This window comes from [Clostridium] citroniae WAL-17108 (assembly GCF_000233455.1).
Classification (GTDB): Bacteria; Bacillota; Clostridia; order Lachnospirales; family Lachnospiraceae; genus Enterocloster; species Enterocloster citroniae.
Window position 1 is genome coordinate 133,754 of the sequence record NZ_JH376421.1, and the last position, 25,390, is coordinate 159,143.

Annotated in this window: 25 protein-coding genes; 5 read left to right on the top strand and 20 right to left on the bottom strand. The window is 50.7% G+C overall.

Translation table 11 applies throughout. The annotated features are described in order from the left end of the window. Window positions 1-6: 6 nt before the first annotated feature. Window positions 7-690, bottom strand: a complete 684-nt coding sequence (locus HMPREF9469_RS10630; RefSeq protein WP_227162123.1) for a ribulose-phosphate 3-epimerase — start codon at window positions 688-690, stop codon at window positions 7-9. Window positions 691-1,154: 464 nt separating this feature from the next. Between HMPREF9469_RS10630 and HMPREF9469_RS10635 the strand changes: the two genes are divergently transcribed. Next, window positions 1,155-1,835, top strand: a complete 681-nt coding sequence (locus HMPREF9469_RS10635; RefSeq protein ID WP_007861809.1) for a GntR family transcriptional regulator — start codon at window positions 1,155-1,157, stop codon at window positions 1,833-1,835. Window positions 1,836-1,950: 115 nt separating this feature from the next. On the opposite strand, the gene HMPREF9469_RS10640 is transcribed toward HMPREF9469_RS10635, so the two are convergent. From HMPREF9469_RS10640 to HMPREF9469_RS10670, 7 genes are all read right to left on the bottom strand, one after another. Next, a complete protein-coding gene (locus tag HMPREF9469_RS10640) occupies window positions 1,951-2,793 on the bottom strand; it encodes a class II fructose-bisphosphate aldolase (protein WP_007861810.1) in 843 nt (280 codons plus the stop codon). A gap of 12 nt (window positions 2,794-2,805) precedes the next feature. After that, the gene (locus HMPREF9469_RS10645; protein ID WP_007861811.1) at window positions 2,806-3,126 is read right to left on the bottom strand and encodes a VOC family protein; all 321 of its coding nucleotides are present in this window, start codon (window positions 3,124-3,126) and stop codon (window positions 2,806-2,808) included. 30 nt (window positions 3,127-3,156) lie between these two features. Next, complete coding sequence (locus HMPREF9469_RS10650) at window positions 3,157-4,155, bottom strand: dihydroxyacetone kinase subunit DhaK (RefSeq protein WP_007861812.1); 999 nt, start codon at window positions 4,153-4,155, stop codon at window positions 3,157-3,159. Window positions 4,156-4,171: 16 nt separating this feature from the next. Then, window positions 4,172-4,792, bottom strand: a complete 621-nt coding sequence (locus HMPREF9469_RS10655) for a DAK2 domain-containing protein (RefSeq protein WP_007861814.1) — start codon at window positions 4,790-4,792, stop codon at window positions 4,172-4,174. 216 nt (window positions 4,793-5,008) lie between these two features. Continuing rightward, window positions 5,009-5,956: a sugar-binding transcriptional regulator gene (locus tag HMPREF9469_RS10660; protein WP_007861815.1), complete on the bottom strand. Its 948-nt coding sequence runs from the start codon at window positions 5,954-5,956 to the stop codon at window positions 5,009-5,011. 6 nt (window positions 5,957-5,962) lie between these two features. Beyond that, the gene (locus HMPREF9469_RS10665; RefSeq protein ID WP_161797494.1) at window positions 5,963-6,397 is read right to left on the bottom strand and encodes a ribosomal maturation YjgA family protein; all 435 of its coding nucleotides are present in this window, start codon (window positions 6,395-6,397) and stop codon (window positions 5,963-5,965) included. A gap of 47 nt (window positions 6,398-6,444) precedes the next feature. Beyond that, the gene (locus HMPREF9469_RS10670; protein ID WP_007861817.1) at window positions 6,445-7,851 is read right to left on the bottom strand and encodes a deoxyguanosinetriphosphate triphosphohydrolase; all 1,407 of its coding nucleotides are present in this window, start codon (window positions 7,849-7,851) and stop codon (window positions 6,445-6,447) included. Window positions 7,852-8,211: 360 nt separating this feature from the next. On the opposite strand from HMPREF9469_RS10670, the gene HMPREF9469_RS10675 reads away from it, so the two are divergent. The 3 genes from HMPREF9469_RS10675 (at window position 8,212) to zwf (ending at window position 12,077) form a co-directional block, all read left to right on the top strand. Next, complete coding sequence (locus tag HMPREF9469_RS10675; RefSeq protein ID WP_007861818.1) at window positions 8,212-9,183, top strand: beta-propeller fold lactonase family protein; 972 nt, start codon at window positions 8,212-8,214, stop codon at window positions 9,181-9,183. A gap of 91 nt (window positions 9,184-9,274) precedes the next feature. Further along, window positions 9,275-10,693, top strand: a complete 1,419-nt coding sequence (gndA, locus tag HMPREF9469_RS10680) for an NADP-dependent phosphogluconate dehydrogenase (protein WP_007861819.1) — start codon at window positions 9,275-9,277, stop codon at window positions 10,691-10,693. Further along, window positions 10,683-12,077, top strand: a complete 1,395-nt coding sequence (gene zwf, locus HMPREF9469_RS10685) for a glucose-6-phosphate dehydrogenase (protein WP_007861820.1) — start codon at window positions 10,683-10,685, stop codon at window positions 12,075-12,077. Before gndA ends, zwf begins: the two co-directional genes overlap by 11 nt. Before the next feature lie 23 nt (window positions 12,078-12,100). Here the strand turns inward: zwf and HMPREF9469_RS10690 are convergent, their stop codons facing one another. From HMPREF9469_RS10690 to HMPREF9469_RS10700, 3 genes are read right to left on the bottom strand one after another with little or no spacing between them, the layout of a single operon-like run. Continuing rightward, window positions 12,101-13,429, bottom strand: a complete 1,329-nt coding sequence (locus HMPREF9469_RS10690) for an MATE family efflux transporter (protein ID WP_007861822.1) — start codon at window positions 13,427-13,429, stop codon at window positions 12,101-12,103. 1 nt (window position 13,430) lies between these two features. Further along, window positions 13,431-14,138 carry a gamma-glutamyl-gamma-aminobutyrate hydrolase family protein gene (locus HMPREF9469_RS10695; RefSeq protein ID WP_007861824.1) on the bottom strand — a complete coding sequence of 236 codons (708 nt, stop codon included), beginning with the start codon at window positions 14,136-14,138 and terminating at the stop codon, window positions 13,431-13,433. A 22-nt stretch (window positions 14,139-14,160) separates the two neighbouring features. Further along, window positions 14,161-15,024 (bottom strand): hypothetical protein, encoded by an 864-nt coding sequence (locus tag HMPREF9469_RS10700; RefSeq protein ID WP_007861826.1) that lies wholly within the window; start codon window positions 15,022-15,024, stop codon window positions 14,161-14,163. A gap of 256 nt (window positions 15,025-15,280) precedes the next feature. Between HMPREF9469_RS10700 and HMPREF9469_RS10705 the strand changes: the two genes are divergently transcribed. After that, window positions 15,281-15,910 carry a flavin reductase family protein gene (locus HMPREF9469_RS10705; protein WP_007861828.1) on the top strand — a complete coding sequence of 210 codons (630 nt, stop codon included), beginning with the start codon at window positions 15,281-15,283 and terminating at the stop codon, window positions 15,908-15,910. Between the two features lie 160 nt (window positions 15,911-16,070). Here HMPREF9469_RS10705 and HMPREF9469_RS10710 read toward each other — a convergent pair whose 3' ends face one another. The 9 genes from HMPREF9469_RS10710 to HMPREF9469_RS32000 all read right to left on the bottom strand — a co-directional run bounded on the left by HMPREF9469_RS10710 (window position 16,071) and on the right by HMPREF9469_RS32000 (window position 25,187). Next, complete coding sequence (locus tag HMPREF9469_RS10710) at window positions 16,071-16,805, bottom strand: SanA/YdcF family protein (RefSeq protein ID WP_007861830.1); 735 nt, start codon at window positions 16,803-16,805, stop codon at window positions 16,071-16,073. Window positions 16,806-16,921: 116 nt separating this feature from the next. Next, a complete protein-coding gene (locus HMPREF9469_RS10715) occupies window positions 16,922-17,290 on the bottom strand; it encodes a RidA family protein (protein WP_007861832.1) in 369 nt (122 codons plus the stop codon). 152 nt (window positions 17,291-17,442) lie between these two features. After that, window positions 17,443-18,732, bottom strand: coding sequence for a CCA tRNA nucleotidyltransferase (locus HMPREF9469_RS10720; RefSeq protein WP_007861833.1), 1,290 nt, complete (start codon window positions 18,730-18,732; stop codon window positions 17,443-17,445). Window positions 18,733-18,880: 148 nt separating this feature from the next. Then, entirely contained in the window at window positions 18,881-20,239 is a 1,359-nt protein-coding gene (locus HMPREF9469_RS10725; protein ID WP_007861834.1) for a D-serine ammonia-lyase, read from the bottom strand. An 82-nt stretch (window positions 20,240-20,321) separates the two neighbouring features. After that, window positions 20,322-21,086, bottom strand: a complete 765-nt coding sequence (locus HMPREF9469_RS10730; RefSeq protein ID WP_007861835.1) for an alpha/beta hydrolase family protein — start codon at window positions 21,084-21,086, stop codon at window positions 20,322-20,324. After that, window positions 21,079-22,545, bottom strand: a complete 1,467-nt coding sequence (locus HMPREF9469_RS10735; RefSeq protein WP_007861836.1) for a Na+/H+ antiporter NhaC family protein — start codon at window positions 22,543-22,545, stop codon at window positions 21,079-21,081. Before HMPREF9469_RS10735 ends, HMPREF9469_RS10730 begins: the two co-directional genes overlap by 8 nt. A 214-nt stretch (window positions 22,546-22,759) precedes the next feature. Further along, entirely contained in the window at window positions 22,760-23,314 is a 555-nt protein-coding gene (locus HMPREF9469_RS10740; RefSeq protein ID WP_007861837.1) for a cupin domain-containing protein, read from the bottom strand. Between the two features lie 218 nt (window positions 23,315-23,532). Further along, complete coding sequence (proS, locus tag HMPREF9469_RS10745; protein WP_007861838.1) at window positions 23,533-24,972, bottom strand: proline--tRNA ligase; 1,440 nt, start codon at window positions 24,970-24,972, stop codon at window positions 23,533-23,535. A gap of 35 nt (window positions 24,973-25,007) precedes the next feature. Next, window positions 25,008-25,187 carry a hypothetical protein gene (locus HMPREF9469_RS32000; protein ID WP_147329427.1) on the bottom strand — a complete coding sequence of 60 codons (180 nt, stop codon included), beginning with the start codon at window positions 25,185-25,187 and terminating at the stop codon, window positions 25,008-25,010. Window positions 25,188-25,390: the final 203 nt, after the last annotated feature.

Genomic DNA, 25,390 nt, shown 5'->3' on the forward strand with positions numbered 1-25,390 from the left:
ACTGTTTTAATAAGCCCGGATCCTGTCTATGCAGGCCGCATAATCCTCCTCCTGGAAAAACAGTTCCTGTTTTCCCAATACAAACCCCTCCACTCCGCAGTTATGGTACAGGTCGCTGATAATCTCCTTTGTGGCTCCCCCATCCAGCAGAAGGTGATAATCAAGTCCATGTTCCTCCCTGTAGCTGTTGAGTTCAATAAACTTCTGACGGGTATAGGGCATAAATTCCCTGCCTGCAAATCCGGGATTTACCGCCATGATCATGACATAATCCGTAATCGGAAGCATATCCTTCACACGTTCCAGCGCGGTACAGGGATTCAGGATAAGACCGGTCTTCTTGCCCTGCATCTGGATCAGTTCAAGGGTGGCGGACGGAATCAGTTCTGATTCCGGGTGGATATAAATGATATCAGCTCCTGCCTGGGCTACCTTTTCTATGTAGTTGTGCGGATTCATGACCATCATATGGCAGTCAATTAATTTGCGGGCCCCCCGGTCCGTAACCCTCCGGATCATCTCCAGTTCACGTACAGACATTCCAAAGTTTGGAACAAATGTCCCATCCATCAGGTCCACATGATAAATATCCATATCCGTGGCATCCAGTTTCTCAACCTCTTCCCTGATATTGTCGATGGCCAGATTTAATATGGACGGACACAATAATTTCGGCCTCATTTCCATCATGATAAGCTCCTTTTTAATGATTCCTTATTTGCGCTCTCAAAATGTATACTAGTATAACATCTGAGGCAAGTATAATACGATGTATATATAAAGTCAATGGGTTTTGTGATTTTTTATGTTTTTTACAACTTTATCGCTCCCTTATAGTGCTATTTTAACACATTTAATTGCTCATCATGTCTTTCACTATAAAATATTTTTAGTTTAACTCCATATTTTTTTACATATTATTACATTTATTTACTAATAATATATTTTATTCCATTCAATCTGGTATACATTTTTTGAATTTCGGACGACTGTTTCAAATGAAATTTTATGGCATATTTACGTATAACACCAATTTTTAACAGTATAATATATTGAATTATTTGGGGTTATGTTATAGAATGTATACTAGATATTGTCATCTGGATATTACCAAATACCAAAAATATTGATTCATCTGACAGACAGGAGTAACTATGATCGAAACCATTCAGACACCGTCTAACCTTACCCAAATCATTTACCAGCATCTGTGGCATGAGATTGCTTCCCTTCACCTGATGCCGGGAGAAAAGCTCAGCGAGGTTAAACTGGCAAAAGAATTCAACTGCAGCCGTATTCCGGTCCGGGAAGCAGTGCATCTTTTAGCAGCTGAAAACGCACTGGAAGCCCGTCCTCAGAGAGGCAGCTACGTGACCCTGATCAATGTGCAGCAGCTGGAACAAATCCGTTATCTGCGTGAAGCTCTGGAATACAAGATCATGATGGATGGCTACCACACTGGATGTTTTGAATCCATTGTCCCATATCTGGAGTCCCTGGTAGCACGTCAGGAGGAGCTTCTGAATGCATCCGCATATGAACTGGCGTTTCAGCTGGATACGGAATTTCATAAGATATTTTATAATATGACACATAAGGAATTTGTGCTGGAACACACCGGTGAACGGGATATCCACTACATGCGGGCCCGTCTTCTTGCTCTCCGCCTGGAAAATCCCATTATGATGCCCCATCAGCACCGCGCCATTGTGGAATCCATTAAAAACCATGATGAGATCGGACTTCAAAAGGCAATTTATGGTCATCTGAATAATGTGAATATCATGTTTAATACCCTTCAGCCTGATCTGGAGCAGTACATCTGCCGAAATTAAAGACAGACGCCGCGCACAAAAAAACGTATGGTTCCCCGGTTGTTGTCTCCAAGGAACCATACGTTCTATCACATATGCGTTTATTCACTCCATTCCGGCAATGGATCCCATCCCCTCACTCCAGTGCAAACATGGCCATGGCCTTAAGTACGTCCGCCTCCATGGCATCCACTGCCGCCTTGGCCAGGTCATGGAAATACTTCACCTCTTTTTCCTCCAAAAGCTTCTTTACCGCCTTAACGCCTGCGTTTGACATGTAGGAAAAGTAATTGATCTTCCTGATACCGCAGCGGATGGCCTTTTGGGTATCCTCCACGCTGATCCCTGATCCGCCGTGCATTACAAGAGGAATGCCTGTGAGTTCTCTGATCTTTACGATCCGTTCAAAATCCAGGTTGGGCTTGGTGGTATAAAAGCCGTGTACCGTGCCCACGGATGCCGCCAGGGCATCGATCCCCGTATCCTTTACATACCTTGCAGCCAGGTCCGGATCCGTATACGCCTCGCTCACTTCCTTAAGGCCAAATTCCCGCCCCTCATGCCCGGTCACGATCCCGATCTCCGCCTCCACATCCGCGCCCGCTGCCTTTGCCAGGGCCACTACCTCCTTTGTCATACGGACATTTTCCTCATAGGAAAGGGAGGATCCATCGTACATAACAGCGCTGAAACCAATGTCCAGGGCCCGTTTCACATACTCTATATCCTCGCCGTGGTCCAGCATTACACACACGGGTACCTGGGCATCCTTTGCCATACGCACCATAATTGGGCCGATCACGTCAATGGACGTCTCGCACTCATGCAGCTGGGCGTGCTGGATAATAACGGGCTCGTTCCGCTTTTCGGCCGCCCCCAATACCGCCATCAGTATCTCCAGATTAGGTGTGTCAAAGGCTCCGATACAGCACCGGCGGTCCTCTGCATACTGCAGGACCTGATTCATGTTAACTAACATCCGGCTATCTCCTTACTTTTCCTCATAAAGTTCAATAATGGCATCATCCCAAATCACAAATGCAAGCCTCACCCCGGACCCCAGGTCCATGGGACCAAATATCACCTGCTGTGCCAAGGCCGCATAGTGGTCCAGGTCATCTACCTTATAAGCCACATGAGGCTGCTTGGAAAGGATCTCAGGAAAGGGAGTCCCCTCCTCAAATTTCAGGTATTCGATTTTAAAATCATAGTCATCCACATTGCTGACCCAGAATTTCATGGCCTCGTTATAGGTCATTCCCTCTTTTTTGTTCAGGACCGGAATTCCAATGTGCATATATTCAGCCGCCATATCATATCCTCCTTGGTGCGGACACCTGTATTATTTTTTCATATAAGGGGTGTTGCAGGGTGCATTCCAGTAGTGGAGCAGCTCATCATCCATCCTTGCCATAAACATCTGGAATCCGGCCTGCTCCTGTACTGTCAGCAGCTCACCCACATGGTTGGCAACGATCTCTATATTCTTACCCTTGAGATATTCCACGCATTTGCGGTAAATAATAAACAGTTCCATCAGGGTGGTGGCCCCGGTACCGTTGAGGATCAGCATAACCTTCTCCCCTTCCTTGATATCCAGGTCAGCGATCAGGCCGTCCAGCATGATGACCGCTGTCTCATCCGCTGACTTCATGGGCTGGCGTCCTCCGCCGCCCTCCCCGTGCTGCCCCATGCCGATCTCCATCTCATCCTCACCCAGATCTGCCAGCAGGCTTCCGGTTGCAGGATGGGTCGCACCTGAAACAGCCACTGCCAGGGTGGCCATGTTGTCGGCAAAGCGCTGTGCCACTGCCGCCACCTCTTCCAGGCTCTTGCCCTCGGCGGCAGCCGCTCCCGCTATCTTGTAGGTGGGGATACAGCCAACCAGGCCGCGCCTGTCATCCGCATTGGACCTGGGCGCATTGGCAATGTCCTCCTGGGTCACTACCTTGATCACGTTTAGGCCTTCCTTGGCGCACTTTTTCATGGTCAGGTTGCCGGTCAGCATATCCCCCGCATGGTTCAGTACAATATAAAGTACGCCCTTTCCCTTGTCAGCCAGCTTGATGGCATCCAGGCATGCCTGCGGCCCGGGAGCAGCGAACACATCGCCCACAACCGACACATCCACCATACCCTCCCCCACAAAACCGCTGATGGCCGGCTCATGACCGGAGCCGCCCTGGGTCACAATGGTCACACGGTCCGCCTGGGCCAGCTTGTTATTGATGACCATACGGCTCTCCCCCAGGGAAACAAGATCCTTGTTTGCCAGTACAAAGCCCTCCAAAAGCTCAGGTGTCAGGTTCTCGGGATTGTTAATAAATTTTTTCATTTTCATACATGATACCTCTCTCCTATTTTAATCCGTCACACAGACCGGTGAAGAACAGCGATGTGCTCACTGCACCTGCGTCCGGTGTGCCAATGGTCTGTTCCTTATAGCTTCTGGCCCTTCCGTATTTGGAAATGTACTGTTCGCTCTCCTTTGCTCCCCTGACGGCCGCTTCCTTTGCAGCTTCCAGGATGGACATGATATCGTCCTCCGCCTTCTGCGCGGCTTCCACCGCCGGGATCAGGGCGTCCATCATGGTCTTATCGCCAATGCCCGCAGTGGTGATATCCTCCATGGCGGACTGGCACTCGGTAAACATTTCCTTTAAAGTCTTTGCATCAATGGGCTTACTGCCTTCCAATGGTCCTGAAAGGCCTCCGATCATGGTCCCATACAGGGGACCTGCGCTGCCCCCGCCGATCTCCATGGTGTTGTCCCCCAGGTCCTCGATAAACGTCTCCATGTCGTCATCTTCCCAGGCATTCATGCTTTTTTCCATCAGTCCGGCAATCTTCCCAATGGTTACGCCATGGTCCCCGTCCCCAAACCTGGAATCGATCTCACTGAGATAATCCTTGTTCTCGTTCCACAATTGGGCGATCTTTGTGAACATTTGTATAATCTCCGGTTTGCTTAGTAACATATGTAACCTCCTTTCACGCATTTTTTCCACATTACCCATGATTTTAGATTATCATTTTCTGACATTCTTGTCAATTTAATCTGTCTGCGATTCTATATTTTTAATATACTGCACAAAAAATGCGCAGGTTCTATGACAAACTGCGCATTTCAAGTTACATATGTAACTTTATTTTTCTTACGTATGACACCCGGCGCCGCCTTCCCGGGCCTTTGCCTATTGCTCCAGCATATCCCTTACCACATGCTCCGGGGCAAGGATATGGCCCAAATACCCTGTCTTCAGGGCTCCCCTTAAGGCCTTGGGGCTGGTATTGGCCGAACAGATCCCCACCACATGTTTTACCCGGGCCAGCAGTTCCAGGGGAATCTGTATGGCATAATCCGTCTTTGACCGGATCACGCGGCCTTCCACATCAATATAATAATTGAGGATCCTGCCCACCGCCTTCTGCTTCATCAGCTGGTCGCCGTACCTGGCCTCGGACGCAAAATCCGGCGTGGACGGAAAGTTTCCTATATTTACCAGGGCTACATCCAATTTCTCCCATGCCCGAAGGATCTCATGGTAATTGTCCAATGCCTTCATCAGCTTCAGCTCCTGCTCCGACAGCACGCAGGCGGGCGAATAGATAAATTTGGGCTGGGCCCCGCTGTGCTCCGCTATGGTGCGGACCAGTTCATTGGAGTGATAGTTCTTAAGCCCCACACCGCCGTTTCCGATCAGGGGGCAGACAGCCTGACACACGGGGACAAGTCGGTTTCTCTGCTCAATATGCCTTACCACATCCCCGATCACATGGCCCCATCCGATTCCAAGAGTGCCTTCTCCCAGGTTTTCCAGATAGCGGACAGCCGTCTCAGCCACCGCATCATTGGTGGTATGGTCATTCGGTCCGTCCCGCACCACCACTCCCTCGTAAATGCCGAATTTTCTGCCCACCTGCTCCATCAGGGATATCTGGCCGCTGTCCTTTGCCCCCGGCGCCTGGATGCGGATCGTCACGATCCCCACATCCCTGGCTTCCTTTAAAAGCTTGCTGACCATGGGCCTGGATATGCCGTACCGGACCGCGATCTCACTCTGGGTCCTGTCCTGTTCGTAGTACATCCTGGCCACATCCACCAGGCGTTCTATCTTTTTCTCCGATTCTGCAGTACTCATACCCGGTCAGCTCCTATCTCCCAATCTAATGTCATCCGGATCCCCCTGTTTTGTATCTCTGTATTTTGGTCCTATGTGCTCCATCCATTGCAGGATCAGGCATCCCGCCCCATAGCAGGCAATGTCCTTCCAGTCAAACACAGAACCCAGGATGATCCTGGCCGCTCCGCATCCCTCAAGTCCCAGGATCTCCACCAGGCGGAAATACTGCAGTACCTCCACGCAGACTGCAAACAGGAATACATAGGCCGGCAGATGCCGGATCCCTTCCGGCCGGAAGATCCGCACAAAGCAGTAGACCAGGACCACCACCAGCACATCCCCCATATAAGGCCGCACAAACCGGTCGTGGACCCATATGGCAATCGCCCCTTCTATGAGGAACAGGACCGCAAATGCAGCCATCCAGCGTCCCCTCCCATTTCCCCTGTGTTTCTCCATCACTATCTCCTCTCCGTATGCCAGCGGGACCCAAAAGGCTTTGCTATCTAAACGATCCCATTCAGTTCCTGATACATATCCTTGGCATAGCTGTCTGTCATTCCGCAAATATAATCCGTGACCAGCAGCAGGCGCAGATACAGTTTTTCCTCCTCGCTCCTGCCCTTTGAGCAGAGGGAGTATATCTTCTTATAATTATCGGAAATAAGGGAAACCATCTTTCTCTGCACCTGTGTCATGGCCAGGTCCGTATCCCACGGGATCACCCCGTCCACGAACCGGTCCAAAAGGAAGCTAAAGATGGTTTGTGCCGCGATCTCCAGCTTCAGGATGGGCCTGGTATCAAAGGCATACCTGTAGGCAATGTCCCCCAATGCCTCCATCAGTAGCTCCACATCGGTTCCCGCAAACATATCTTTTCCATAGGTTCCATCCATGATGGCCCCGTAATGCTCCGTAAAACAGTCCGTTACCCCTGCGATCATCTGTCCCTGGGCGCTTATGATCCAGTTTTGTACCGCATACTGGTCCGGGCCGCTGTAGCCCCGTTCCACACCCTTGTGGTAGCGCTCCTCCAGCCAGGATACGATCTGCCGGTACCGGTCCGTCTGCCTGTCCGCACAGAATCCCTTCAGCTCCGCCAAAAGGCGGTCATAGGAAATGCAGCCCTTTTTCACCGCATCCTCTATATCCGCTGTCTTATATGCAATATCATCCGCCGCTTCCAGAAGAAAGGTGAGGGGATGGCGCCTGCCGCAGGTACCCGTGGACTGCTGCACGTCCTCAAAGTTGTCTTTATCTGCATAGAAATATCCCATTTTCTTGGTCCGGATATCGCCGCTGTCCTTACAGATCTCCAGGGAAGATACCGGATACTTGATAATGGTTCCCAGCAGGGCCTTTGTCAGGTTCATACCGTGCTCATCCACCAAAAAATGCAGCCGCGTAACCACACGGAACGCCTGGGTATTGCCCTCAAAGTTAAAAAAATCAAGGAGCATCTGGGGTTCCAGTATCTGGCTGATGGGTCTTCCCTTAAAATTGAGCCTGCTCAGATTCTGTTTAAACCAGTCCTGAATAGAAGTCTCCCCAAAATGTCCAAAGGGCGGGTTTCCAATGTCATGGATCAGCCCGGCGCACTGAAGTATGTCGCACACAGCGGCCTTGTGTTCAGGCAAAAATGTCTCGTCCTTGATCCTGGTACGGATGCTCTCGGAAATATTCTGTCCCAGGGACTTGGCCAGAGAGGACACCTCCAGGGAGTGGGTAAGCCTTGTCCTCACAAAATCACTCCTGTCCAGCGGAAACACCTGGGTCTTGTCCTGAAGGCGGCGGAAGGAGGCGCTTCCGATGATGCGGTGGTAATCCTTCTCAAACTCCGTGCGCAGGTCTGCGGATGATATTTTTTTATAACTCCGGATTCTGTCATCACAGAGCAGTGTATTCCAGTTCATGGCCTGTCTCCTTTTTGTTTTCTATCTCTATTATCAACAAATTAAGGAAAAATGCAAATAGTATTGGAAAAGAATTTCTAACTTTCCATAAACAGCGGATACCGGTTCTCCCTGCCGCACTCCCCTTCCTTTACCAGCAGCATCTCATCCTCAGGGTAATGCTTTTATTCAGAAAATTTCTCAACAGGACTCCGTGCAAAAGGCACATAACCCTGTAAATATCAGGGAATACTGGATTATCGGCTGAATGTTACATTTTTAATATTTCATTTGGCTCTTGACATATGTTACTGTAACTTTTATAATTACAATTAGTAACTGTAAAGTAATCAGTAACAGATAGCATAGAAAGGATCTCACATGAATAAACTCACCGGTTATCTGGGCACTTACGCCTCACCTGAAAGTCTGGGCATATACCGTTTCTCCCTTGACCTGAAGGATGGCTCCCTGTCCCGGCCCGAACTCTATTATAATGCCCCGGACTGTAAGTACCTGTCCCTGGACGGCACAATGCTGGCCGCCCCGGAGAAAAGAGGCGGCCTTGCAGGGGTCTGCCTGCTGGACATCAGCGCTAAGGAGCCTGTTCTTATAGGGGAAGCCTTCCACGAAACAGCGCCTGCTTGTTATGTAACACAGGATTGCGGACACCTGTACACTGCCAATTACCACGAAGGCTCTGTTCTGGTATATGACAGATCTCCCGAGGGGATCAAGCTGGCAAAGCGTATCCATATTGCACCCAAAGCCGGCTGTCACCAGATTCTCCTCTATGACCATTATATGCTGGTTCCCTGTCTGTTACTTGACTCAGTGAAAATATATGACTGCGACAGGGACTATTCCCTTGTGGGAGAGCTGACATTTCCAAGGGGCACAGGCCCCCGCCATGGAATATTTGATCCCTTCCATCATAGACTGTTCCTGGTCAGCGAACTGAGCAATCAGGTGTTCCTGTACCAGGCAGGAGAAACCGATCCACGGGAAGTATACCCCATCCTGCCCCAGGGAGCAGTATACCGTGACCCCCCTGCATCAGCAGCAGTCCGGTTGTCCCCGGACGGGCGCTTCCTGTATGTATCCACCCGTTTTGCCGACCTGATCACTGTCTATTCCATAGACGGATCCGGACTGCACCAAATCCAGCAGGCCGGCTGCGGCGGGGTCCATCCCCGGGATATCATCCTTACACCGGACGGCAGGTACCTGCTTTCCGTGAACCGTACCAGGGGAGGCCTTGTATGCTTTGGCCTTGACCCTGAAAGCGGACGCATCCTTGGCCTGTGTTCCCGTGTTCCCGCCCCGGAGGCAGTATCCGTGGTGCTTGCATAAGATGCCGCTGCATTGATGGCTGAAAAACAGCCGCAAAGACAGATGCTTGGGAGCCCCCGAGAGTACAAATAAATAATATGGAGGAATTAACATGACAAAGATTGATATTGGAATTATCGGCCTGTCCGTTATGGGGCGCAGCCTTGCCCTTAATATGGCGGACCATGGATTTAAAGTTGGAGGTTACAACCGCAGCGCTGCTGTCACAAAACAGGTGGTGCAAGAGCATCCCCATGAGAACCTGGTCCCATTTTATGACCTGGAGGCACTTATATCCTCCCTCACCCCTCCCAGAAGGGTCATGCTGATGATCCAGGCCGGCAAACCTGTGGACGCGGTCATCGGCCAGCTGGCGCCGCTCCTGGAGCAGGGTGACATCATTATGGATGGAGGCAACTCCTTTTACGGGGATACCGTGAGACGGGCCAGGGAATTGGAAGAAAAAGGGATCCACTATCTGGGTGTGGGCATTTCCGGAGGGGAAGAAGGAGCAAGATTCGGTCCATCCATCATGCCCGGAGGCAATGGGGAGGCCTATGAGTCCGTACGTCCCATCCTGGAAGCCATTGCGGCCAGGGCAATGGGAGAACCCTGCTGCGCCTACATCGGGCCGGATGGCGCCGGACATTATGTAAAAATGGTCCACAACGGCATTGAATACGCCGACATGCAGCTGATCGCGGAATCCTATCTTCTCCTGAAATATGTGGGCGGCTTTACCAACGAGGAGCTGGCGGACACCTTCCATTCCTGGGATCAGGGTGAACTGCACAGTTATCTCATCGGCATCACCGCTGATATTTTCAGGGAGCAGGATGACCTGGGCCAGGGCCGGCTCATCGACTCCATCCTGGACAGCGCCAAGCAGAAGGGCACAGGAAGATGGGCCAGCATAGAAGCCTTAAAGCAGGGTGTGGACATCTCCATGATCACCTCCGCCTGCGCGGCCCGCATCATGTCCAACCACCTGGAATCAAGGGAAAAGGCCGCCCGGCTGATCCCTTCCCCTGATCTGCGGATTGCACAGGACAAAAAAGCATTTGCCCACATGGTCCGCGCAGCCTTATATACCGGAAAGATCATCGCATATGCCCAGGGGTTTGCCCTGATGCAGGATGCTTCCAGTCAGTATGGGTGGAATCTGGACTTAGGCAGGATCGCTGCCATTTTCCGGGCCGGATGCATTATCCAGGCCGCCTTCCTGAATGATATCACCCACGCATTTGAGGCAGAGGATAAGCCGGAGAACCTGATATTCGACACCTTTTTCCTGTCCAGGGTCAATGAGCACCAGGACAGCCTGCGCACAGCGGTATCCACAGGCGTGTTAAACGGACTTCCCGTTCCCGCCCTCTGCAACGCGGTATCCTATCTGGATGCGTTCCGGGCAAAGGCTGCAGGAGCCAACCTGATCCAGGCCCAGCGGGACTGTTTTGGCGCCCACACCTATGAAAGGACGGACCGCCAAGGCACATTCCACCACCAATGGAGGAAAACAGATGAAAATTGACACAAATATTACCATTTTCGGCGGCACTGGAGACCTGACGTTCCGCAAGCTTCTTCCCGCGCTGTACACCATGGTTCTCACGGGCAAGCTTCCGAATGCCAGCCGAATCGTCATCATCGGACGCCGGGATTATGACAGCGGCAGCTACCGCAGGGCGGCCAGGGACTGGGTGGAGAAATTCACCCGGCTCCCCTTTAAGGAAGACAGCTTTTTGCAGTTTGCAGAAAAACTGTATTACTATCAAATGAATTTTTCTGATATCAATGCCTACCAGGGCCTGGATGCATATTACAGGGAGCAGGATATTGGTTCCCACATCTTTTATTACGCGGTGGCTCCCCGCTTTTTCAGCGTCATCACCCAGGGACTCAAGGAAGTAAAAGGCTCTGAGAACGGCAAGGTCATCCTGGAAAAACCCTTTGGCGAAAACCTGGCCTCGGCAGCGGCCCTGAACAAGGAACTGGAAGCTCACTTCGGAGCCAGGGGGATCTACCGGATCGACCACTATCTGGGCAAGGAAATGGTCCGCAACATCCAGGCTATCCGGTTTGCGAACCCCATCTTCACAGATGTGTGGAACTCACGTTACATTGAGTCCGTACAGATTTCAGCCCTGGAGGATATGGGCGTGGAGACCCGCGGCGGATACTATGACGCCAGCGGCGCGCTAAAGGACATGGTGCAGAACCATCTGCTGCAGATCCTGTCCATCATGGCCATGGAAGAACCCGGTGAAATGACCCCAAAGGGGCTGCACGATGCCCAGCTGGATGTATTCACATCCCTGCGTCAGGCTGATGAGGAGTCCATCAGCGACATGCTGGTACTTGGCCAGTATGACGGCTACCGGCAGGAACCGCTTGTCAAACCGGATTCCAAAACCGAAACCTTTGCGGCCTTAAAGCTGTTTATTGACAACACCCGCTGGAAAGGGACCCCATTTTATATACGCACGGGCAAAAAGACAGGGATGCGGGAGATTGAACTTTCCGTGATCTTCCGCCGGCCATACGCCCAGGTGGAGCCCAATGTGCTGATCATCAAGATCCAGCCCACCGAGGGCGTCTACCTGCAGTTTAATATCAAGCGGCCCGGGGATACGGACGATATCATTCCCACCAAAATGGACTTTTGCCAGAACTGCAACCTGGTCCATCAGCTTAACACGCCTGAGGCATATGAGCGCCTGATCACTGCCTGCATTGAGGGTGAAAGCTCCTGGTTCTCCCAGTGGGACCAGATCGAACTCTGCTGGAATTATGTGAGCAGGCTGAAGAAGCTGTATTCAGATACGGACCTGCCTTTGTACTCCTATGTTCCGGGAACCCCCGGGCCCGGGGAAGCTGAGAGGATGCTTGGGCAGGGGGAGCATTGGCTTTTGTAGGATTGGATACGCGGCATTCCTTCCTACAGTTCCTTGCGTACCCTCCCATAATATAAAAATCCAGCCAGATCCGCCAGGATCCATCCAATGGGAACCGAGACCCAGATCCCGGTCACCCCAATGGATGGGACGGATGCCAGCGCATAAGCCAGCGCCACCCTGGTTCCCAGGGAGATCACGGTGAGGACCACGGACATCCCCGGCCTTCTGACAGCCCTGTACAGGCCATACAAAAGGAACAGGCATCCGATGCCCCAATAAAATGCCCCCTCGATCCTGAGATATCCCACGCCCACGGCCAGTATCTCCGTCTCCTGGGGCTGGACAAAGATCAGCATCAGCTGTTTTGCAAATATCCATACAATGGCTGATATAAAAAGACAGAAGGAAATGGATACAATAACCGCGCTTTTGATCCCGGCCTTGATCCTGTCCCGTTTGCCGGCTCCGTAATTTTGGGCTATGAATGTGGAAAAGGCATTTCCAAAGTCCTGCACCGGCATATAGGCAAAGGAATCTATTTTTACAGCTGCCGCAAATGCAGCCATTACCACGGTCCCAAAACTGTTTACAAGGCCCTGCACCATCAGTATGCCGAAGTTCATCACCGACTGCTGGGCGCAGGTAAGAAATGAAAACTGGGATATTTCCCCAAGGACACGGCGGTCCATTCTCATATGGCTTTTTCCGATCCTGAACTCGGGCATTTTTACAAACGTATAGATTCCGATACCGACCCCTGACACAAACTGGGCGATCACCGTTGCCCCGGCCGCGCCCCCAACGCCCCAGTGGAATACCAGGACAAAGACCAGGTCCAGGATTACGTTGAGCACTGCCGCAATGCCTAAAAACACCAGCGGGATAAAGGAATTTCCCACCGCGCGCAAAAGGGATGCAAAAAAATTATACAGGAATACTGCAAATATCCCATAAAATATGATCCACAGATACTCCCGCATCAGGGCATACAGTTCACCCGGCACACACAAAAGCCTCATGATCGGGTCGATGAACAGAAACACACCTGCATTTACCGCCAATGCAACTGCCGCTATCATAACAAAGGAGACAAATATGCTGTTCTTAAGCATATCCGAATTTTTCTCCCCGAACCGGAGGGAAAACACGGCCCCGCTCCCCATACTCAGTCCCAGAAGGATAGAGGTAAGAAATGTCATCAGCGCATAGGCCGCTCCCACGGCAGCCAATGCATTCGCCCCCAGATAACGCCCTACGATCAGGGTATCCGCTATGTTATAAAATTGCTGCAAAAGATTGCCCAATATCATGGGCAGTGCAAACCGCAGCATGGTTCCTGTAATGCTTCCCACTGTCAAGTCTCTATGCATGTCACTTACATCCTTCAACAAATTCTCTGAATATTTTTCCCGAGTCCCGGTCTTCCCGACCCATAAACTCCGGGTGCCACTGAATGGCCTGTATGTATCTCTTATCCCGGGCATAGATTCCTTCCACCAGCCCGTCCTCGGCCACGGCCGAGATTCCCAGTCCAGGCGCCAGCTTTTTGATCCCCTGATGGTGATAACTGTTTACTCCCAGTTCCCTCTTTTCCAGCAGCCGGAAAAGAGGTCCCTCCTCTGTCAGTTTCACCTGATGGCAGGGCCTGTCATAAGGAGGGCACATATGATGCTCTATCTCCTTTGACCCTTGAAACTGTGACGGCAGATCCTGGTACAAGGTTCCTCCCATGAGCACATTGATAAGCTGCAGGCCGCGGCAGATGCCCAGAACTGCCTTATCATCGTTCCATGCCAAATGAAAAATATATGTTTCCAGCTGATCCCTCTGACGGTTGGCAGGGCCGCAAAGGCTGCTTTCCGTCTCGCCGTACAGTTTAGGCGCCACATCATGTCCCCCGGTAAACAGGTAGCCCCTGCACATGCTGTTGATTTGTTCTAAATCTCCCTTTTCCCATGTCAGGGGAAGCATCATGGGAATACCTCCCGCCCGGCGGATTCCCTCCATGTATCCCGGCACCATCCAGATACTGTCTTTTTTATCATCAAACAGGGGTATGACTCCAATTACAGGCTTCATCCGCATTGCCTCCATTCCTTTTTTATGACACTATACCACATTTTTCCATAAAGCAACAGATAAGTTCCCTGTTTGTTTGATTATTAATGGAAATGTCCTCCCTGGCTTTTGCACTCTCCCTGTCTCCTTCCGGATCTTCGCCGCACACGTCCATGCCTATGATCCGGCGGCAGGAGGCGGCCGCACTGATACAGTCCAATAAAACGGAACGTTTTGTACTCCCCTGGTTCCAGTTCGTCCTGGCATGATCCCGGCTCAGCACGTCTTTATCCACGGAAATATACAGGGGAAGGGAGGAGCTGCCCATCTGTTTCTTCCAAAAGCCCAGATCCGTCATATCATCCTCGCTGATCCACACCACCCTGACCTCTGCCATCCCTGATGCCGGCCCCGGCAGCGGAACCGGCAATGGCCCCGGCAGCGGCCCTGACCGCTGCCCTGATGCCGCCCAGCTCTCCCCTGCAATCTCCCTCACGGCCTGGGCAGGCGGCCCTGCCAGCCACACGCGTTTCACCCTGGGATTATGCTCCAGTACTGTTTTGATCCATCCCCCGCAGGACAGGATATCCCCGAACATGGGGAGCTGCATATCCGTGTGATGGTCAAACACAAGAAGTTCCATATCTTCCTCCACCTGGTCCAGCCAGATCTTGCTCAGATAATGGTAATTGCCTGAATCCAGGAAATGGATCCCCTCTTTCAGCTGTTTATCCCTGATCCGTTCCCCGATCCGCGTTTCTGCCTCCTCATCACAGTAGCAGTTTGTCCCCAGTATATCCCTGCAGTCGATCCACAGGTGCTGCATGTCCTTATAGAAATCCTCTTTTTCGTACACCCCGGAAAAGTTCATAATAACCAGTTTTTTCCTATTTTCCACGGCAGCCATTATCTCCCTTCTCTTTACTGTTTACATTTCTGCTAAACATGCCATTTTGTGTTAAAAAGATGTTATAATAATAGTAATTATTATTGATTTAATTCATTTTATGTGATATAATATAAACATATACATATTATCAAATGAACGTGGTAAAATCAAACTATACCCTCAACGGACAAGGGGGACACACGCCCCTTGTCCGCTGAGGATAGCAAACAGAATGTACCAAGTGCATCATATCCAAAACAGGAGGGTTATATTTATGGATCCAAAAGCATTTTTCAAATTAAATTATGGGGTTTACATTGTATCCAGCAGTGCTGACGGAAAGGACGGCGGATGCGTGATCAATACCATGGCCCAGGTAACATCATCACCGGCCAGGCTTTCCATTGCGCTGAACAAAAACAATTATACATTGAAGCTGATCGAGACGTCCGGTACATTTTCCGGCGTTGTCCTGTCCGAGGATGTGGAGATGGAGCAGATCAAGCGGTTCGGTTTCCAGTCGGGCAAGAATGTGGATAAGTATGACGGCATTCCCCAGGGACGCGACAGCCTGAGCAATCCATACCCCACCGAAGGGGTCTGCGCCCGTTTTGCCTGCCGCGTGATCTCCACCCTGGATGTGGGGACCCATGTGATCGTCATTGGTGAAGTAGTGGAAGCGGAGGTTATGGATTCTGCCTCCCCATCTCTCACCTACGCCAACTATCATATAAAGAAAAACGGAACCACACCGCCTAACGCCCCTTCCTACCAGGAGAATACCGAAAAGGCGGCGGGCTACCGCTGCACCGTGTGCGGCTACATCCTGGAGTCAGACACGCTGCCCGATGACTTTATCTGCCCGGTATGCGGCAAGGACGCCAGCTATTTTGTAAAATTATAATATTGCTATATTTCTTTTACCATATAGATAAAACGGTATGTGCACGGCCTGTGCATTGCTTCGGACCATTACGGACCGGAGCAGACCAATACCCCCATATCCTGCTCCCCAAATATAGCAGGGTATGGGGGTATTTTATGATGAGATAAACGGAAATCCCTTACTCATTCTCCTGGGGAACCGCTGTTGCGGAAACTGCCCGCTTACGGTTCTCATCCTTGTCATTGGTCACATTGCCGTCCCCGCTCACCGGAATGGAGTCTCCAAGGTAGGTGGGTTTTGGCATCACAATGGTGTAGATCAGGTCCTTTGGCCGTGCCAGAAGTTCCCTCACATCCCTCATCCGCTGCCCCCCGTAGGTTCTGGGATCCGAGGCCACGCCGTATGCCTCCATGCCCATGGACTGAGCCACATAGAGGGCGCGGTACATATGGTAGCGCTGGGTCACGATCACAATCTTCCTCACCTGGAAAATGTCCCTGGCGCGGTACATGCTCTCATAGGTGGAAAAACCTGCATGGTCCATAAAAATATTCTCAGAGGGAACCGCCCTGTCAATGGCAAACTGTTTCATCAGGTTCACCTCGTCATAGTTGACCTTTCCGTGGTCACCGCTCATGAGAAGTTTGTCCGATACATGTTCATCATAAAGCCGGATCCCCTGATCCAGCCGGTCGCTCAGCATACCCGATGGAGTACCGTCAGGCCTGACGCCGCAGCCCAGCACCATAATACAGTCCACATCCTCCAGTTCCCCGGCCTGGTCCGCGGTCAGGATATACGTTTCCTCTTTGCGGATCATATACAGATTCACCAAAAACATCACCAGGCATCCTGCCAATCCCAAAACCAGCAGCACTCTGACCGTCTTCCTCACAAATGACCTTATCTTCATCCCGCAAGCCTTCCTTTCCCGCCATCTCCCCCGGCATGTTTATATATCAGCAAAGCCGCACTTCCCGTGCATGACTACGGGAAAATGCGGCTTTTATGATCTTATCTGGTAATCCCTTATTTAACAGCGATTGCTTCGATCTCACACAGCACGCCCTTTGGAAGGGTCTTAACAGCCACACAGCTTCTGGCTGGCTTGGAAGTGAAATACTTAGCATATACTTCGTTAAATGCAGCAAAGTCACCCATATCTGCCAGGAAGCAGGTGGTCTTAAATACCTTGTCAAAGCCGCTGCCTGCTGCTTCCAGGATGGCGCCCACATTTTTGCAGCTCTGCTCAGCCTGTGCTGCAATGCCCTCAGGAGTAGTGCCGTCTGCCGGGTTTACAGGAATCTGCCCGGAAGTATAAACCATTCCGTTTACTTCAAATCCCTGAGAATATGGTCCAATTGCGCCTGGTGCTTTTTCTGTACTGATTACGTTCATTGTAAATCCTCCTTAATTTAGGGGAAATGTCCGTACGTTCATATATTCCCCATATTATTATTTTTCATTCTTACGCGTTCACACGAACCCCATAGCCATTATATCCAATTATTGAAAATGTTGCAATAGCTTTGTTATCTATGGCGGATCTGTTATTGCCCGGATCCAAGATACTGCAAAAGAATCTCCCTTGTGTTCCGCTTTGGATCCTCCAGCACAAGCTCCAGAAGCCCGGCCAGCGCTGCGCCCACTTCCTTTCCCGGCTTCACGCCCGCCTCCATGATATCGTGTCCGCTGACTGCCAAAGTTTTCAGGCTGATGCAGTCCCCCCGGCAGCGGATCTCCTCCGCCAGCCGGGCAATGAGTTCCAGTTCCTCCCCTGTCTCCGGCCGGGGTTCCCCTGTCTTAAGATCCGGTTCGGCCAGACACATTTTCAGCGACAGCAGATCATCAAACAAATCCGGTTCCATCCGGCTCATCACAACCCGGATCGAATGTTTGTCCGGTGTAATCCTGGTTCCCTGCCAGTGAACAAGGGTCTTTGCCTTGTTTATAGTATCATTATCCAGTTTCAGATCTTTTAGCACGGCCTCCGCATGGTCCGGCGTGCATCTGCGCAGAAAGCCTGCCCAGCGCATGTGCTTTTCAGGAGCAATGGACGCGGGGATCAGGGGAACCCTGCGGTCCGTCCGTTCCACTGCGCTCTGAAAAGAGGCCGGAACCTTTCCGGCTTCCTCTTCCCTCCAGTATGCCCGGTGAAATGCGTCAGACACATAGGAACTGATCCCCGTCTCATACACCAGCTCCATATGCCCCGGATGGCTGCTTAAAAGCAGCTTTGTAAGTTCGGTCTGGATACGCTCCTTGCTCACATGGACCATGTTGGGAGCGATCTTCCTGATGGCCTCATAAGTCCTGTCCTCAATTAAAAACCCTAACTGGGCGGAAAAACGGATGGCCCGCAGGATCCTCAGGGCATCCTCTGTAAAGCGGTCCATGGGTTCCCCCACACATCGGATGATCCCTTTCTTCAGGTCCTCCGCACCGCCAAATTCATCCACAAAACCGGTCCGGCTGTTGTATGCCATGGCATTGATCGTGAAGTCCCGGCGCTTTAGATCCTCCGCCAGGTTGGGGGTGAATTCCACATGGTTGGGATGGCGTCCGTCAGAGTACTCCCCGTCAATGCGGTATGTGGTGACCTCATAGCCCTCATTCCCCATCATCACAGTCACAGTGCCGTGCTGGATCCCTGTGTCCACCGTGCGGCGGAACACCTGCTTCACCTGGTCAGGCAGGGCACTGGTGGTGATATCCCAGTCTCCCGGCTCCCGCCCCAGCATCATATCCCTGACACAGCCGCCAACAACATATGCCTCATATCCATATTCATTCAGTTTACCGATGATCTCCTCTGCGGGAGCAGGTATGCTAATCTTCATATTATGGTTCCATTCCTTATAGTTTGTCTCTACCTGCTCTATTTTACCAGCTTTTTATTGCATTTTCCAGTCCGGATTATGCAGCATTTTGCCGTGCATCTTACTGTGTGTCTTGCTGTGCACCTTGCTGTGTGTCTTGCTGTGTGTCTTACTGTGTGTCTTGTTGTGCCCTGAGTTTCCTGCTCTTCTCGTAGTACTGTCTGCGCACATCCTGGGGTACAAGGTTTCCTCCTGTGGCCCAGGCGATGTGAACGGCCTGCGCCATCTGACCCTCAAGTCCGTGTTCCTTCAGGAACTTTCTTCCCTCAGGACTGGAACACAGTTTGGCCGGTCCCTGGAAGGCAGCACAGGAGCTGGGCTCTATGAAGATCCCCTCCTCGTCCATGAGCGCACCCATGAACCGGTACAGATTGTCATCCCCTATGGTAAACTCTCCTGCCAGCATATGTGCAATGGTCTTTCCCACAAATTTGGACGGCCGCCCCACTGCCAGCCCATCCGCCGCAGTCTGACCGGAAAGCCCGATGTCCTGGACACAAATATCATTGTGAAGCCCTGTCATAACCCCCAGAAGCATACATGGGGCCTGCACCGGTTCCTCAAAGAAACAGTATACATGATCCCCAAAAACCTGTTTTAACCCAAATGCCACGCCTCCGGGGGCGCCTCCCACTCCGCAGGGAATGTATACAAACAGAGGATGTTCCCCATCCACCGTCACACCTGTCCCGTCCAGCTGCGTTTTCAGGCGCTTGGCTGCTACGGAGTACCCCAGGAACAGATTCACGGAATTCTCATCATCCACAAAATAGCTCATGGGATCCTCCTTTGCCAATTTCCTCCCCTGTTTTACAGCTTCGCTGTAATCGGAAGCATATTCCATCACGTGGACACCCTTTTGCCGCAGCAGATCCTTTTTCCACTGCTTCGCATCCATGGACATATGTACAGTCACATTATATCCCAGGGCAGCGCTAATGATTCCGATGGACAGCCCCAGATTTCCGGTGGATCCCACATGGATGGAATGCCTGTGAAAAAATTCCCGGAACCGGGGAAGGGCAAATTTCTCATAGTTGTCCTCCCTTGTGATCATTCCCTGCTCCAATGCCAGGTCCTCAGAATGCTTCAGTATTTCATAGATACCGCCTCTTGCCTTTACCGAACCGGCCACTGCCAGGTTGCTGTCCATTTTTAACATCAGACGGCCCTCCAGCCCGGCCCTCCATTGTGTGTTCAGGCAGTCTTTCATTTTACCGATTTCCTTCAGGGGCGATTCGATCAATCCTCCCCACTCCTCTGTTTCAGGAAATTCCCTCTCAATAAAAGGGGCAAAACGTGTCCATCTGCGCTCTGCATCATCTATATCATCCACGGAAAGGGTCAGCCCCTCCATGGCAGATTTCGTATCCATCAGGCCTTCATTCATCCATATGACCGCTTTGGCCTGTTCCATATCCTTTATTAAAGGATACTTGTTTTTTAACTCCTGTACATTTACCACCATATCAGATTCGTCCTTTCAATAATACCGGACCGCCCTGAGGCGGGATGCGCCGCAGGGCCGGACCTATTAATGCAGGGAAAGCCTAATCTCCCATTATATCTTTTACAAACCTTTTTGTATAATCCAAAAGTTCCCTTTGCCAGGATACCTTGTCATAACCATGGGTTGCGCCGGAGATCACATGGCGCACAGCCTTTGGCACTGTCTCCTGATATCTGCGGGAATTATATACCGGCACGTCTTTATCGCCATCTCCCTGTATCAGCCTCAATGGCTTTTTAAAATTCCGTATGGCGGTCAGAGGGTCAATCTGCGGTGCGTCCAGCCCCTCAAAAAACTCATGGGAAACCAAGTCGCCCATAAAGTCCACATCATTTCCCTGAAGTCCTTTTTCAAATAATTCCTCCCCCAGCAGATGGCGGAAATTGGCATAGGGTTCACTGCATGGGCTCCACAGCAAAATACCATCCAACGGAACCTCATTGCACAGAACAGATGTGACAATGCCTCCCATGCTGTAGCCCAGTATCATAAATTTATCCGGCTTCACCTGCTCTTCAATCCAATGCAGGACCACCTTTGTATCTTCAATCTCCCCGTAAATGGTAGTGTAATGGCTGTCCCCTTCGCTGTCCCCTGCGCCCACACAGTCAAAGCGGCAGATGGTATAGCCCTCCTCCTGAAGCTCATGGCCAGCATTCACCATGATGCGGTGAGGCGTTATCTTGTTTCCAAAAAATCCATGTTTATAAAGGATCACTTTCTTCCCCCGCGCAGCCGGGTCCTTGTATTCCAGCAGGCAGACCATATCCTTTCCCCTGCTCTTTAATGTAAATGCCTCAATCATAAACCATTCCCTCCTTTGGTTCTTCCTTCACCGGCTCTCCATTCTCTCCCTCAAAAATACGACCCCAACCAATCAGGATTGCAAACAGCATCACAAACCACAGGATGCATGGATAGAAGCAGGTAAAAAGAAATGCGTTAGGAGACAACACTTCCACAAAATCATAGGTTGTGGACAGTGTCTTCATGATTCCCAGCAAAAGCAGTACACTGCCGCCAAAGGGCATGCAGGCGTTAAAGGAATCACACGCCACAGCCAGGAAGTTGGCTCTGCGGTACGGGTGAAGCTTTGCCTTCTGTCCCACTGCATTTACCAGTGGCGATGCGCAGATGTTTGGAATGGTGTTGATCGCACTGATCAGAACGGAGAACACACTGCTGAACAGGAAGATGAGGAGCTCCGCCCCCCTGGTGGTTTTAATGTTCCTGCTGAGATGCTCCACCAGTTCTTCCATATATCCGCTGGAAATGAGCAAGGAACCCATGGAAACTACAACCATCAAAAGAATACACACGCTAAGCATTCCAGCCACGCCGTCCGGAAATGCTCCCATAGCTGCTCCATTTTCAATACGGAACAGGTCTGAAAATCCAAATAATCCTCCTCCCAAACCTACAGCTACTGCAATGATAATCCCTACAGGAAGGGTAACAAACAGGTTGTTCCCCATAACCGCCATTCCGATAACAATCACAGTGGGGACCAACATAAGAAGTCCGGCAGGATTCTGGTTATCAGCAAGCAGGGCCGCCGCCACACCAGTGTCCAGTCCCTGTCCCGACTTGGCTCCCCCGAATATGGCATACAGCACAATTGAAATAAGGAACGTGACTATAACGTATTTGGAACGGTCCTTAACAGCGCCGCCGATTTCCGCACTTCCTGACTTTTTTGTGTAAGTCTGGCCTGTGGTAGATACAATGGTCGTGTCTGAGACAGGTGCAATATTATCTCCAAAAATAGCTCCCGATATAATAGCGCCTCCCAGCACTGCAGGATTGCATCCCATAAGGATGCCAACAGGATACAAAATATAACTCATGGCTGCCACGGTACCAAAAGCAGCGCCTGTGGCCAGGGCAAATGTAGCTGAAAATAAAAAGGTTGCCACACAAAAGCCTGCTCCTGATAAATGCAGCTTAACACTGAGCCACACCAGTCCCTCTACCAAATGCCCTGATTTTAGTACAGAGCCATAAATGCCCACTATCAGCCAGATAAGAACCGCTGTCATGGCCATCTTATCCCCCAGGCCTTCCAACACAATGTCCCAGTATCTTGGCTTGTCCTTTACCAGCAGCATACCAACAATAAGACCGATTACACCAGAGGCGATCATCATGTTAAGATCCGCCGCGTTGATAAATGATAACCCGATTGTAATCACAATGAATACAATGAAGGGCACCAATGACATCCCATTGCCTCCGTAAAACTCCAATTTTTTAGCCTTTTCCATACCGCTTCTCCTTTCGCTTTTGTTTAATGATTGTTAATTGTAACTTAACCATATATTAATATATACTTTACATTTTGTAAAGTACTTTTTATCTATTTTTTATATTTTTACTATGATATTAGCCATTTAATGTATATATGCAACAAAAAAGCTGCGATCATAGTTAATCACAGCTTAACGCATATTATTACATTTTGCTTATATCAACTTGCATTTAAAAACTGGGAGGTGTGATCGCAAATATTACCTGCACAATGGTCCCTCCCTGATTGTTCCACTGATGAGGAGTTAAAGGAGGTATACGGATACTGTCTCCCTCCTCCAGCCGGTAAGGAACCCCGGCAACGGTAATCTCCACACTGCCATTGATGACATATGCCACTTCCTCACCCGCATGTTCCTGAGGATTTCTTCCCGAAGTTAACCCCGGCGGTATGGACATCATACAGAATTCAATGCTTCCCCTTACATCCGGGGTCAAAAGAGTATAAGCCAGATCTGCATCCGGATGTCCGATCGTCTTGTTCTCCCCCCGCCTTACAATCATCTGTACCTGTGGCAGATCCTCCTTAAAAAACTTGAACATGGGCACTTCCAGCGCCTGGGCTATAGCCTTTAGCGTACTTATGGAAGGGTTTACCAAGTCCCTTTCTATCTGGCTGAGCATAGAGGCAGTCATGCCAGCGCGTTTAGCCAGTTCCCGAAGGCTCATGCCTCTCATGTTGCGGAAATCCTGGACTTTTTTTCCTAAGTTAATATCTTCCATCATTCAATAACTCCCCGTGACTCACTTGTAAAACATTGGTCTTGCTTTATCATATCACAGTTTCCTATTTTATTGTACTATTTATCTATTCTTTAAAACTATCGCCAAAAAGGACATGAGGTATCATTCCCCATGCCCTTCCCTTTGACAATGCCTTTTTCTTAATGCCTGCATCACAATGTCTGCCTTATAAAGTCTGTTTCACAGCATACAGCCAGTCATTAATATGCCCGTCCCCAGTAAACCATCTTCTTGGCAGTTTTTCCGCAGCACACACAGTGGCCGGACAGGCTCTCCTGTACAAATGGCATGCATCTGGAGGTGGCCCCTGTCTCTTCCTTGATCTTATCCTCGCACTCCTGGCATCCGCACCACATGGCCTTTACAAAGCCCGGCTTGCTGTCCACTGTCTTTGCAAACTCATCCCACTCTGTTGCCGCATACGTGTGGGCATCCCTGTGGGCCTTTGCCTTCTCGTACATGGCCTTCTGAATGGCTTCAAGCATTTCTGAAACCTTTGCCTCCAGCTCATCCAGGGAAATAAAGGTCTTTTCATGGGTATCACGGCGTACCAGAACCGCCTGGTTCTTTTCCATATCCTTTGGTCCGATCTCCACACGAAGGGGGATCCCGCGCATCTCGCAGTCGGCAAACTTCCAGCCCGGGCTCTTCTCGGAATCATCCGTCTTTACAGAGAAACCAGCCTTCTTAAGGCGGTTCTCCAGTTCAAACGCCTTGTCAAGGACCCCTTCCTTCTGCTGCTGTACCGGCACGATCATCACCTGGACCGGAGCGATTCTGGGCGGAAGCACCAGCCCGTTGTCATCACCGTGTACCATGATCAGGGCGCCGATCATACGTGTGGTCATACCCCAGGATGTCTGGTGTACGTACTTCAGTGTATTGTCCTTGTCCGTGAACTGAATGTCAAAGGCCTTTGCAAATCCATCTCCGAAATTATGACTGGTCCCTGACTGAAGGGCCTTTCCGTCATGCATCAGAGATTCTATGGTATATGTCGCCTCAGCGCCTGCGAACTTCTCTTTGTCGGTCTTCTGTCCTTTGACCACAGGGATTGCCAGAACTTCCTCGCAGAAATCCGCGTACACGTTCAGCATCTGGATGGTTCTGGCCTCCGCTTCCTCAGCGGTTGCATGGGCCGTATGGCCTTCCTGCCACAAAAATTCCCTGGAGCGCAGGAACGGACGGGTGGTCTTCTCCCAGCGCACAACGGAACACCACTGGTTGTATACCCTTGGCAGGTCACGGTAGGAGTGGATATCCTTTGAATAGAAATCACAGAACAGGGTTTCGGAAGTAGGCCTTACACACATACGCTCCTGGAGGGGCTCCAGACCGCCGTGGGTCACCCACGCAACCTCAGGCGCAAATCCCTCCACATGATCCTTTTCCTTTTCAAGCAGGCTCTCGGGAATAAAGATAGGCATGTATACATTCTGTACACCTGTCTCCTTAAATCTCCGGTCCAGCTCATTCTGGATATTCTCCCAGATTGCATACCCTGCGGGCTTGATCACCATACATCCCTTAACGCTGGCGTAATCGCACAGCTCAGCCTTCTTTACCACATCCGTATACCACTGGGCAAAATCCTCATCCATGGATGTGATGGCTTCCACCATTTTCTTATTGTCTGCCATGACTTTTCTCCTTTTCTTCATCATTGATCAGTTTATCACCTGATCAGCTGGTTCAATGCTTCATTCACTGTTTTACGCAAAAAGAGCCATCCGATCCCATGCATTATATTGTGCAAGGGACCGAATGACTCGGCGGTACCACCCAAGTTAGCGTCCTGTCCATCACTGCCCAGGGTCTGTCCCCGGCAGCCGTTAAACACGAACCGCTCTCTCATAATCCGTTAACGCCGGACTTACGTTGCATTCATCATACAAAGCTCCAGGGCTGGTTGGGCATGTGCTGGCGTAAGGACCTTCCACCGTGAGTCCTCTCTCTGTGACGTGCATCAGGCTTACTATTCCCCTTCAACGCTGTCTGTCATCTATTCATATAACATCATGGTAGGGCGTGTTTAGAACACGCTCCGGATCATTTCTT